We start from the raw sequence: 11,642 nt of genomic DNA on the forward strand, positions 1-11,642 counted from the left end.
CGGACGGGCAGGCCGCGGCGGCGACGCCCTCGCTGTCCTGCTGCTCGGAGCCGGGCCGCTACTTGGAGCCGGCCCGTGCGACCTGCAGGTCGGGGCGGAGCCTGCCGCGCCGGCGGCCCGGTGTCCGGCCCGCGCCGGCCCCCAGCGCCTGCGCCTGGGCGATGAACTCGCCCCGGCGCGCGGCCCGGTCGTCCAGTACGCGGTTGAGACCGAAGACGATCACCGCGGCGTAGGTCCACCCGATCAGCACGTCGATCACGAAGTGCTCGGCGCCGTAGACCAGCGTGAAGGCCATCGCCAGCGGGTAGACGGCCAGCAGCACGCGGGTCCTGCGCCCGGCGGTGGGCCAGAAGAAGAGCGCCAGCAGCATCGGGTACGCGGCGTGCAGCGAGGGCATGGCCGCCACGTCGTTGTCGAAGCGGCTGCCGTTCTCGAAGAGCGACCCCGCGCGCGGAAGCCCGCTCTGGGTCAGCACGTCCGAGACGATCCGCGTGACGTCCGGGATGTGCCCGTTCTGCGCCGTCAGCCACGGCGGGTCCGCCGGGTAGAGCACGTAGGTGGCGAAGGCGGCGAAGGTCAGCGTCAGGTAGAGCGCCACCAGCCGGGTGAAGCGGTCGTGCCGCCGGCGCCAGAGCGCAGCCATCACCACGAAGACCGCGAAGAAGTGCGACATGTAGACGACGGTGCAGGCGTAGTCGTACCAGTGCGGGTGGCCGGGCGTGTACAGCCACTGCTGCAGCCGGACGGTCCACACCTGCCCGAAGCCGACGAAGCGGTCGAAGGCCAGCTGCGGGGCGTAGTTGACCGGCCAGGGGGTGTGCGACCCGTAGCCGCGCAGCAGTGAGTACGCCCAGACGGCGGCCATCACCGGCACCCAGTCGCGCAGCACCCGCAGCCAGCCGAAGCGGTATCCGCTCTGTACGGCGGCGGCCATCAGCGCGCCCATCAGCCAGCAGAAGACGACGTCGTTCTGGTACGGCAGGCCGTTCTGGTCGATGTAGTGCCAGAGCGCGAGGAAGTACACCGGCCAGGCCAGCAGGCGCAGGTACCGGGTCCGCTCACGGACCAGGGCGATCCTGCCGCGCCAGCCGGTGGCCACCGCGAGCGCCGAGGAGCCGGTGGGGGCTTCGGCAGCGGCGTCCTGGGCCGTGGCGCCCTGGGCCGTGGTGTCCTCGGCTGTGCCGTCCGGTCCGGTCGGGTCCGGGGTGGCCGTGGTGTCCGGGGCGGTGACGGCCTGGGTGTCGCCGTCGGTACCGCCGGCGCCGGCTCTGCCGGTCGTCGCGGTTTCGCTGCGTTCACGGGCCGGCGCCGACCGGTTCGCATCGGCGGCGGGACGTACGGGGTGGAGCAGGCTGGTCACCGGTGGCGTCCCCTTCGCGAGATCAGGTGGGGCAAGCCGGGTCAACCTAGTGCGCCTCTTTTAAGAATTACTGAACCCCGCCCACCGGCCCTGGCACTGGTACACCGGATCCACCCCCAACCGGCCACACATCTCGCACACTCGGACGGGCTTGCGCCGCGCCGTGGCCGCTCCACCACCTGTTCTCGACGGTACTCCGGGTTGCCCCAGACGGTCTGTCGGCCCACATCAAACTCTCAGGAAACTCCTACGGGTACGCCTGAGGGAGCGCTGCGGCGGGGGTGCCGTGCGGTGACCCCGGGGTGGCCGGGGGCGTGCGCCGGGGGCGCGCGGTCGGCGCCGGCGGTCACGGGCGGGACCGGAGCCGGCGCAGCGTGTAGCCCTGACCGGTCGGGTCCAGGGAGCGGGTGGCCTGCTTGAAGAGGTACTCGGCCCGTTCGTAGGAGAGCCGGGCGCGGCCGGTGTCGGGGCAGCGGTCGACCGCCTCGGGCGTCCGGGCCGGGCCGGGCCGCCGATCGGTCAGGAAGAGCGGGCCGCGGGTGCGGTCGCCGACCAGGGCGGGCAGCAGACGGGCCGTTCCGGCGCGCCAGCCGACCCGGCTGCCCTGACCGCCTCGGCTGCCTTGCCGGGCGCTCGTGCCGGCGCCGGCCCGGCGGTCGTCGAAGTCGAGCTCCTCGACGTTCAGTGCCAGCACGGCCGCCACGGTGGCCCCCGACTCGTGCAGCAGCCGCCACAGGACCCGTTCACGCAGCGCCAGGCCGGGCCGGCCGCAGAGGGCGTCCACCTCGGCCGACGTCAGCGTGGGGAGCCGCGGGCGGGTCTCGACCCGCCGGTCGAGACCCGCGCCGAGGTCGTCGAGGGACGCCCAGGCGCCGAAGGAGCGCACCGCCGACCGGTGCCGGTTCCACGTCGGGGCCGCGGCCCCGCCCCAGGCGGTCGCGAAGACCCGCGCCACCCGGTCGGCGGTCAGCGCGGTCAACGGGAGGCCATCGCCCAGGGCCAGGCGCAGGCGCCGCAGCGTCTGACCGTACGAGCGGATCGTCCCGGGGTCCAGTTCCTCGCGCGCCAGGAAGGCCCGGGCGGCCGTCCCCAGGGTCGCGACCGCCTCGGCGGACTCGGACTCGGACTCGGACTCGGGCCCGGGCGTCGGCGTCGGCGTCGGCTGGGGCGTGGCCGTGCTGTCGGCCCGGCGGAGCAGGAAGGCCCGCTCGGCGGCGTTCCCGGTGAGCGACGCCGCCCGCTCGAACTCCAGCCGCGCCTCGCCGCACCGGCCCAGCCGCTCCAGCAGATCGCCCCGGACGCTCGGCAACAGGTGGTAGTCGCGCAGCGCCGGATCGTCGACCAGCGCGTCGACCAGTGCCAATCCCGCCTGCGGACCGCGGGCCCTGCCCACCGCCACCGCGCGGTTGAGCCGCACGATCGCGGTGGGCAACAGCCGCACCAGCGCGTCGTAGAGGGTCGCGATCTGCCCCCAGTCGGTGCTCTCCGCGGTTCGAGCCTGCGCGTGGCAGACCGCGATCGCCGCCTGGAGGACGTAGGGGCCGGGGGGACCGCCGGCCTGCCGGGCCCGCAGCATCGCCGTGAAGCCGCGGCGGATGAGCAACTGGTCCCAGCGGCCGCGATTCTGCTCGTGCAGTTGGACCGGTTCGCCGGACGGCCCGGTGCGGGCGGCCGCCCGGGAGGCCTGGATCTCCATCAGCGCGACCAGTCCGTGCACTTCGGCCTCGTCCGGGGCCAACCCGGCGAGCAGACGGCCCAGTCGCAGCGCCTCGTGACAGAGCCCCGGCCGCATCAGGTCGTCGCCCGAGGTGGCCGAGTAGCCCTCGTTGAAGACCAGGTAGATCACCTCGAGCACCGAGGAGAGCCGCTCGGCCAGGGCCGAGCGCGCCGGCAGCTCGAACGGCACCCGCTCCTCGGCCAGCGTCCGCTTGGCCGCGGCGATCCGCCGGGTGATCGTGGTGGGAGCGGCGAGGAACGCCCGCGCGATCTCCTCGGCCGTCAGGCCGCCGAGCAGCCGCAGCGTCAACGCCACCCGTGCGTCGGTCGGCAGCACGGGGTGGCAGGAGATGAACATCAGCCGCAGCACGTCGTCCTGCTCGCCCCCCTGCCCGGCCTCCGCACCCGCGTCCGGCTCGTCGCCCAACTCCGCTCCGACGTCGACGAACTGGAGCTCCCTCGCCTCGCGGGCGAGCTGGTCCTGCCGGTGCTCCAGGCCCCGGGCGCGCCGGATGTGGTCGACGGCCCGGCGCCTGGCGATCGTGGTCAGCCAGGCGCCGGGCCGGTCGGGGACACCCGAGACGGGCCACTGTTCGAGCGCGGCGACGAGCGCGTCCTGCGCCAACTCCTCGGCGAGGCCGACGTCGTGCACCAGCCGGACCAGGGCTGCGACGATCCTGGCGGACTCCAGCCGCCAGACCGCGTTGACCGTGCGATGGGCATCCGACACGGCGGGCTCAGGAACCGAAGACCTGCTGGACCACGCTCTCGCCGTCCCCCACGATGCGCCGGAAGCGGCGGGCCAGCTCGATCGCCTCCTCCTTCGAGCGGACGTCGATCAGCGCGAAGCCGGCCACGGCCTCCTTGGCCTCCGCGAACGGCCCGTCCGTCACCGTGATCTCCTCGCCCGAGGAGGACACCCGCACGCCGCCGGGCTCGAGTCCGCCGGTGGCCAGCAGCACGCCCGCCGCCGTCAACTCCTCCACGAACTTGGCCATCTCGACGTACAGGTTCTCGTCGGGAGCGGTGTCGGACGCCTTGGTCGTCATCAGGTAGCGCATGGGTTGCTCTCCGTCTGCTCGTTGTCTGTTCGTTCTGCGGCCGGACCCGTTCCGCCTGCCGCTGTCCTCACGTCGAACGGTCCATGTGACAGGGAACGTGCCCGTTCCCTGTCACATCCTTCGTTCGACGTGAGGACGAAACCCCAGGCGCAGCCCCCGACTCGTGAAGAAGGACCCACCACCATGGCCAAGTTCGCCACCGTGCAGGAGTACCTCGCCGCCATGCCGGCCGCCCAGCAGGACATCGCCGCCGCGCTGCTGCCCCTCATCGAGGCCACGCTGCCCGATGCCGGTGCCCTGTGGCACGGACATCCCGTCTGGAGCCTGGGCCCGACGCCCGGCAAGCAGCCGGTCTGCTACCTGAAGTCCTACGCCGGCCACCTCGCCTTCGGCTTCTGGCGCGGCCAGGCGCTCACCGACTCCTCCGGCCGTCTCGAGAAGGCCGCCCGCGAGATGGCCGGCACCCGACTCCGCACGCCCGCCGACCTCGACGCCCCGCTGTTCACCGACTGGCTCGACCAGGCCCGCGGCCTCGAAGCCTGACGGTCTCAGGTCACGGGGACGACCGTGCCGGAACTGCGCCACCAGCACCAACCGCTGACACCACCTCCGCTACCGCTGCCGCCGGCGCGAGGGTGGCGTGCGACACCCGTGGCGGCAGGCGGCCGGGCCAGGGCGGCCCGCACCCGGGCCGCACCGGCCGCGGCGACCGCCCGCCCACCGCTGTCCCGTCCACTGCCGTCCCGCCCGGGCCGTCGGCCGAGCCCCGAGCAGGGGCGGCACAGACCCGACCCGCGTACGGGGTCCCGGCACTCCGCGCACTCGGCCTGCTGGATCGCCGGCGGCCGCTCGGTGGTCCGCTCGGGCGGCATCTTGTGCTCCAGGCGGTAGCGGAGCACCGCCCGGGGCGAGTGCACGGTGCCCGGCAGGCCGGGGAGCAGGGCGCGGGCGAGGTCGGCCGCGGTGCTTCCGCGCTCCAACCACCGGGCCACCAGCGGCGCGAGTGCGACCGCCTCGGCCTCGCCCAGGCGCAGGCGCGGCTCCGGCCGGATCACCCGGAACAGCGTGGCCACCGCTGCCCTGAGCTGTTCGTCCGGCAACGCCGAAGGGCTCTCGGCGGGCACGCCGGCAGGCTCGGCGGCCCGTGGGGCCGGGAGGGAGGGTTCTTGTTCCGGGTTCTTTACCTGGGCGCCAGGGCGGCCGGTGGTCGGGTCACCGGGGACCGGACGGGCGACACCCGGCAGCTCCGGCCGCTGCGGCGTGTCGAAGACGTGGGCTTCGCTGCGGATGGTGCCGTCGGGCATCCGGATCTTCTCGACGCGGTAGAAGCCGGCGTCGGTCAACTCCCGCAGGGCCCTGCGGATCGCCGCGCGCCCCTGGGGGCTGGTGTCGGCCATCTGCCGACCGTCCTCGCGCCAGCCGTCGGGGCGGGAGAGGAGGTCCGCGAGCAGACCGCGGGCGGTGTAGGAAAGCTGCCGACACTGCAGAACGGTGTTGGACAGCACGGTGAAGTGGCGTACCTGTTCGGTACGATGGACGCGCATTGGGAGCCTTACTCCTGTTGCCGGGCCCCGGGGTGTTGGTAGCACCGCCGGGGTCGCTCATGTTCCGTCGTACTACGGAAAGTAGCACAACCGTCACGCAGGTGAACCACCGTGGCGGCAACGGCCGCGATCACCCCGGGAACGCCGAAGAGGGCACAGCGCGGGCCGCGCCCGAATGATCGGCGCAGTGTCCTCGCTGTGCCCTCCCGGGCCGAACCGCTGGTGCTCCCGCAGGTCGGAGCAGTGCTCTAGCGGTAGTTGACGTACTGGATGGCGAAGTCGAGGTCCTTGCCCTTGAGCAGGGCCTGCACGGCCTGCAGGTCGTCGCGGCTCTTGGAGGAGACCCGCAGCTCCTCGCCCTGGATCTGGGCCTTCACGCCCTTGGGGCCCTCGTCGCGGATGATCTTCGAGACCTTCTTGGCGTTCTCCTGGGAGATGCCCTCCTGGATGGTCGCGAAGATCTTGTACTCCTTGCCGGACAGCTGGGGCTCGCCCGCGTCCAGCGCCTTGAGCGAGATGCCGCGGCTGATCAGCTTGGTCTGCAGCACGTCGAGGATGGCCTTGACCCGCTCCTCGCCGTCGGCCTTCATCTCGATCTTGTCGCCCGTCCAGCCGATCGTGGCCCCGACGTTCTTGAAGTCGTACCGGTTGGCGATCTCGCGGGAGGTCTGGTTGATCGCGTTGTCGACCTCCTGCTTCTCGACCTTCGAGACGATGTCGAAACTGGAGTCGGCCATCTGTGGTGGTCTCCTTGCACTTGGCGGCAGTCGGGCCCCGCCGATGCGGGGCGGTCACGCCCCCAGCCTATCCAGCGACGCCCCGCGACCACCGCTTGATCATCACGTGACCAATCGAGTGGCGGAGCACCCCCTGTCATCAGGTATCGTTTACCCAGTCGAACGGGGCGCAGCCCCGGTAAGACACCCATCCTGGCTGGTTGCCCGAGCGGCCAAAGGGAGCAGACTGTAAATCTGTCGCGCAAGCTACGCAGGTTCGAACCCTGCACCAGCCACAGGATACAGAGAAGGCCCCTGATCTGCGGAAACGCAGATCAGGGGCCTTCTCTTTTGCTCGAATAGGAGCAGTCTGCCGGGGTGGGCGAAGCAAGGGCTATGTGCTGGTTTGTCTCACCTCCGTACCGCTGCTGACCAGCGCGCGTGGGAATTGCGTGGGACAGCCAGGGGGTGCCCTGCCTCACTCCCACTGCTTGAGCGCCTCGGCGATCCGCCGGTTGGCCGCCTCCGGCGCAACGTCCAAGCACTTGGCGTAGACCCGCAGCAGAACCGCGATGCTGTGGCCGGCGCGCCGCGCGCACTCCGCAGGATCGACCCCCGAGTTCAGCCAGAACGAGACCCCCGCGTGCCGCAGGTCGTAGGGGCGGTTCGCCAGGGGGGAGGTGGCCTGCTCCGGAGTGAGCGCGGCCTCCCGCGCCCGCTTCCAGGCCACGCCGTAGCCGCTCTCCTGCACGAGCCCGCCCCGGGAGGTACGAAACAGCCGTCCGTCCGGTGCAATGCCGTGCGCCTCGATGTGCTCGCGGAGCATCGTGACCAGTTCCGGCGGGATCGGCACGGGCCGGGTATCCTTCGCGGGGCGCCACTTCAACCCGCGCTCGTCGTGCGGCCGGCCGTTGTCGGTCCAGGAGCTGCCGACCCGGGGCCGTGACCCATCGAGGGACAGGAGCCCGAAGCCCGTCGCGGGCAGGTGACAGTTCGCCTTACGCAGCCACACGGCCTCACCCGGCCGCATCCCGGCGTGGTACAGGCAGCCGAAGAATGCCTTGAGGTGCTGCCCGCGCTTGCCCTGCTGGGCGACGCCCTCCAGCAGCTTGCGGACCTGCTTCGGGTTGGCGACCACTACGGGGTCGACGGCCTCTGCGGCTGCCGGTGGGGTCCATTGCACGTCACTCAGCGGGTTGCTGCTCAACCGCCGGGCCTCGACCGCATAGCCGAGCGCATTGTGGAAGATCGCGCGCTTTCGCCGCACCGTGTGCGGAGAGGACTTCGACCCGTCGAGGTTGCGACCGAAGGCGGCCAACACCTTCCGCATCACCAACGGGGACTGGTCAATCTCGGAGGCCGGACAGCTACTCCCCTAAGGGAACTGTCCGGCCTGTCCGGCTGTCCGGTCGGGCCCCTGCGCTGGGGGAATGGGCCGGACAGAGGCCGGACGGCGCGGAGCGTCCTGTCTTGCTGACTCGGATGGGCTGAAACACCCCGCTGTTTCAGCTTCCTGCCCCGAGCCAGCGTGACTGCGGGTTTGCGTGGGACGGCTCGGCTTCACCGGGAACTCTGTGCTGGCCAGGGAGACCCGACGTGCGGTCTGTATAGCCGGCAGTCAACCGGAATCGCAGGTTCAATCTGTCGCGTTGCCTGCCGCTTCCCTTGCTTCGGCGAGGTTGTTGCGGCTGGTAAGGGTGTCGGGGTGGGTGTGGCCGAGGACCTGTTCGCACTGGGCGAGGGTGGTCTCGTACAAGGGGATGGCGCGGTCAAGGTCTCCGGCCTCGTGATAGGCGTACGCGAGGCTGCCGCGACTAATCAGAGTCTGGGGGTGGGTGTCGCCGAGGACCTGTTCGCGTTGAGCGAGGGTGGCCTCGTAGAGGGGGATGGCGCGGTTCAGGTCGCTGGCCGCCAGGTAGGCGCCCGCGAGGCTGCTGCAGTTACTCAGGGTGTCAGGGTGGGTGTCGCCGAGGACCTGTTCGCACTGGGCGAGGGTGGTCTCGAACAGGGGGATGGCGCGGTCCAAGTCCCCGACGGCGGCATACGCATGCGCGAGGTTGTTGCGGCTGGTAAGGGTGTCGGGGTGGGTGTGGCCGAGGACCTGTTCGCGTTGAGCGAGGGTGGTCTTGAACAGGGGGATGGCGCGGTCAAGGTCTCCGGCCTCGTGATAGGCGTACGCGAGGCTGCCGCGGCTGGTGAGGGTGCTGGGGTGGGTGTGGCCGAGGACCTGTTCGCACTGGGCGAGGGTGATCTCGTACAGGGGGATGGCGCGGTCCAGGTCCTTGGCCGTCAGGTAGGCGCCAGCGAGGTTGCCGCGGCTGGTAAGGGTGTCGGGGTGGGTGTGGCCGAGGACCTGTTCGCACTGGGCGAGGGTGGTCTTGAACAGGGGGATGGCGCGCTCCAGCTCGCCGGCTTGGTCGTAGGCGTACGCGAGGTTGTTGCGGCTGGTGAGGGTGCTGGGGTGGGTGTGGCCGAGGACCTGTTCGTATTGGGCGAGGGTGATCTCGTACAGGGAGACGGCGTGGTTCACGTCTCCGGCTGCCAGGTAGGCACTGGCGAGGTTGTTGCGGCTGGTAAGGGTGTCGGGGTGGGTGTGGCCGAGGACCTGTTCGCACTGGGCGAGGGTGGCGCACAGTAGTGGGATTGCGCGGTCTGCGTGCCCCTCCGCGTGGAGGTGTTGGGCCGCAGCGTTGAAGAGGTCGGCCGCCCGGATGTTCTGGTGGTCGAGCGGCATCGTCTCGGCCAGCGCGATCAGATGGGGCATTAGGGCACCCCAGGTCGTGGACGGGACCTTCTCAGGTGATGCGGGAGGACCGAGTGCCCTCAGGATCGCTTCTTCGGCGTCATTGCGGCCTGCCAGTGTTCCATCGGGTTTGGCCGGCGCAGTCATACGGAGGACTGCTTGGAGAAGGCGGTGGACGCTGACAGTGTGTCTGGTGACTGCGGCCATGCTGTACTCGGCGAGGAGCCCGAGGGCTTCGTGGATGTTGTCCGGGTCAGTGCCGGGGGTTTCCAGCAGGCTGAAGGGAATGTCGTCGGGGGCGAGCCAGGCAAGGGTGTGGAGGGTGTCGACGGCCTGGGGGTTGCGGCTGGTGAGGGCTTGGAGGGTTTGGGTCCAGATGCGGGTGATGGTGCGCTCGGCGTCGATGCTGTCGGCGGCCCTGTCGAGCTTTGTAAGTAGGCGTCGGCGGTAGGTATCGATGGCGATGGTGGGGTTCTGGCGGAGGTAGGCGCCAGCCTGTTCTAGGGCGAGCGGCAAGTGGCCGAGGTCGGCGGCTAGGGCCTGGGCTTCCCGGAACTCCCGGGCCGTGGGAGTGCCGGTGGTAAATGCGTAGGCGCAGATCAGTTCGGTGGCCTGGTCGGGGTGGAGGGTGCCGAGCGAGTGGGTGGGGATGGTGCGGTGCCAGCCGGTGGCACGACGGCTGGTGATGAGGTGGTGGCCGCCGTCGAGGGCGCCGAGGTAGGGGGCCAGGTCTGCGGGTGCTTCAACGTTGTCGAAGACCAAGAGCCAGCCGGGGTGCCATTGCAGCCAGGCCATGGCCCATTCGGCGCGTTCGTCCTGGGATAGTAGCCGGGTCAGTGCTGGGGCCAGCCGCGCGGCGAGCGCTGCCAGGGACTGTTCGATGCGGGCGGGGGAGTCAGCGTTGAGCCACCAGATGAGGGTGTAGTCCTGCCGGTGCTGGTGGGCGTAGGCCAAGGCGAGGGTGGTCTTGCCGATGCCGCCGAGGCCGTGGATGGTCAAGGCCTGAGTGATCGCAGTCCCGCTCTGCGCGACGAGTCTGTTCCGGAGCCAGATGAGGTCGTCGTCGCGCCCGAGGCACAGCGGGCGCGTTGCCACGTTGGTGAGGCGGGGTGGGGCCGGCACATCGCGGGCGGAGGTGAGTATTTCGGCCGGCATGCCGATTGTGTCACCCGTGTTGGCGGTCCCGATGCTCTGTGCAGCGATCGCCCTCTGCCCAGATGCATCGACGTTGGGTTCGGGCCGGGTCACTGGTCGGAGCGGTAGCCGTTGCCGGTGATGGCCGTGGTGATGGTTTGGGCGGCGATGGAGCGTTCACCGGAGGCGGTGATCGTCATGATTCCGGCGGCCAGTGGGGGCAGGAGGTTGGTGAGTTCTTTGCGTAGCTCGGTGTCCTCGTGCAGGGCCCTTTTGAGCTGCTGGCGCAGTGCAGCGGCGGCGTCCAGGTCGTCGGCGTCCTGAGAGACGTCCAGGACGGCGGCTTCAAGTGCGGCCTGGTCGGTCTCGGAACGACGGCGCCAGACAGCCTGGAGGATGCGGCGGCCGAGGTTGGCGGTGGCATCTGCTGCGGCGTCCTCCGCCCTGGTGAGGACAGCGCCTCCATAGGCACTCGCGGCTGCAGTCAGGTAGGGGCCAGCCTGCTGCACCAGTTCCGCGATCTCTGTACCCATCTTGCTCAAACCCTCCGAGCAGAGACAATCTGACGTCTCAGCAGCTTAGGGGCTAGACGGACCTTGGGTGACGGCTACCGGAAACCTGTGGGATCGGTCCTCCGCAGCTTAGAAGAAGCCCAGGTCGGGCGGGTTCAGCGTGCGGTCTGTAAAGCTGCGGGGCAACCGGAATCCGCCCTTCATACCTGCGGGTTATCAAGTTCCCTTCGCCACCTGGCCAACGTTGTGCGCACTGCCTCTGTCCGGGGGTGGGTGTCGCCGAGGACCTGGACGTATTGGGTGAGGGTGGTTTCGCAGAGAGGGAAGGCACGCTTCAGGTCGCCTGCCTCCTTGTAGGCGCCGGCGAGGTTGATGCGGCTGGTCAGGGTGTCGGGGTGGGTGTCGCCGAGGGCCTGGACGTATTGGGTGAGGGTGGTCTCGTAGAGGGGGATGGCGCGGGCCAGGTCGCCTGCCGATTGGTAGGTGCCGGCGAGGTTGTTGCGGCTGGCCAGGGTCTGGGGGTGGGTGTCGCCGAGGACCTGGACGCTTTGGGTGAGGGTGGTCTCGTAGAGGGGGATGGCGCGGGCCAGGTCGCCTGCCGATTGGTAGGCGCCGGCGAGGTTGATGCGGCTGGTCAGGGTGTCGGGGTGGGTGTCGCCGAGGACCTGGACGCATTGGGTGAGGGTGGTCTCGTAGAGGGGGATGGCGCGGGCCAGGTCCCCGGCCTCTTCGTAGGCGTAGGCGAGGTTGTTGCGGCTGGTCAGGGTGTCGGGGTGGGTGTCGCCGAGGACCTGGACGCATTGGGTGAGGGTGGTCTCGTAGAGGGGGATGGCGCGGGCCAGGTCCCCGGCCTCTT

Annotated in this window: 10 protein-coding genes and 1 tRNA gene; 2 read left to right on the plus strand and 9 right to left on the minus strand. The window is 70.5% G+C overall.

The window, feature by feature from the left end:
* Window positions 1-58 precede the first annotated feature (58 nt).
* From ABD323_RS25525 to ABD323_RS25535, 3 genes are all read right to left on the minus strand, one after another.
* Window positions 59-1,360 (minus strand): phosphatase PAP2 family protein, encoded by a 1,302-nt coding sequence (locus ABD323_RS25525; protein ID WP_344444290.1) that lies wholly within the window; start codon window positions 1,358-1,360, stop codon window positions 59-61.
* Between the two features lie 346 nt (window positions 1,361-1,706).
* On the minus strand, window positions 1,707-3,806 hold the full coding sequence (locus tag ABD323_RS25530) for a DUF6596 domain-containing protein (protein ID WP_344444291.1): 2,100 nt from the start codon (window positions 3,804-3,806) through the stop codon (window positions 1,707-1,709).
* Window positions 3,807-3,813: 7 nt separating this feature from the next.
* Complete coding sequence (locus ABD323_RS25535) at window positions 3,814-4,137, minus strand: YciI family protein (protein WP_344444292.1); 324 nt, start codon at window positions 4,135-4,137, stop codon at window positions 3,814-3,816.
* A 183-nt stretch (window positions 4,138-4,320) separates the two neighbouring features.
* Here ABD323_RS25535 and ABD323_RS25540 point away from each other — a divergent pair, with 183 nt between their 5' ends.
* Window positions 4,321-4,680 carry a DUF1801 domain-containing protein gene (locus ABD323_RS25540; protein ID WP_344444293.1) on the plus strand — a complete coding sequence of 120 codons (360 nt, stop codon included), beginning with the start codon at window positions 4,321-4,323 and terminating at the stop codon, window positions 4,678-4,680.
* Between the two features lie 5 nt (window positions 4,681-4,685).
* Here ABD323_RS25540 and ABD323_RS25545 read toward each other — a convergent pair whose 3' ends face one another.
* On the minus strand, window positions 4,686-5,681 hold the full coding sequence (locus ABD323_RS25545) for a hypothetical protein (RefSeq protein WP_344444294.1): 996 nt from the start codon (window positions 5,679-5,681) through the stop codon (window positions 4,686-4,688).
* A gap of 248 nt (window positions 5,682-5,929) precedes the next feature.
* Window positions 5,930-6,418 (minus strand): YajQ family cyclic di-GMP-binding protein, encoded by a 489-nt coding sequence (locus ABD323_RS25550; RefSeq protein WP_344444295.1) that lies wholly within the window; start codon window positions 6,416-6,418, stop codon window positions 5,930-5,932.
* A 194-nt stretch (window positions 6,419-6,612) separates the two neighbouring features.
* On the opposite strand from ABD323_RS25550, the gene ABD323_RS25555 reads away from it, so the two are divergent.
* Window positions 6,613-6,693 (plus strand) — tRNA-Tyr (locus tag ABD323_RS25555).
* A gap of 182 nt (window positions 6,694-6,875) precedes the next feature.
* Here the strand turns inward: ABD323_RS25555 and ABD323_RS25560 are convergent.
* From ABD323_RS25560 to ABD323_RS25575, 4 genes are all read right to left on the minus strand, one after another.
* Window positions 6,876-7,718, minus strand: a complete 843-nt coding sequence (locus tag ABD323_RS25560; RefSeq protein ID WP_344444296.1) for a tyrosine-type recombinase/integrase — start codon at window positions 7,716-7,718, stop codon at window positions 6,876-6,878.
* A gap of 315 nt (window positions 7,719-8,033) precedes the next feature.
* Complete coding sequence (locus ABD323_RS25565) at window positions 8,034-10,388, minus strand: tetratricopeptide repeat protein (RefSeq protein ID WP_344444297.1); 2,355 nt, start codon at window positions 10,386-10,388, stop codon at window positions 8,034-8,036.
* Window positions 10,385-10,807 carry a hypothetical protein gene (locus tag ABD323_RS25570; RefSeq protein WP_344444298.1) on the minus strand — a complete coding sequence of 141 codons (423 nt, stop codon included), beginning with the start codon at window positions 10,805-10,807 and terminating at the stop codon, window positions 10,385-10,387. The genes ABD323_RS25565 and ABD323_RS25570 overlap by 4 nt, the downstream gene beginning before the upstream one ends.
* 179 nt (window positions 10,808-10,986) lie before the next feature.
* The coding region (locus ABD323_RS25575) for a tetratricopeptide repeat protein (RefSeq protein ID WP_344444299.1) at window positions 10,987-11,642 on the minus strand (656 nt) is incomplete at its 5' end.

This window comes from Kitasatospora nipponensis, assembly GCF_039528135.1.
Lineage (GTDB): Bacteria > Actinomycetota > Actinomycetes > Streptomycetales > Streptomycetaceae > Kitasatospora > Kitasatospora nipponensis.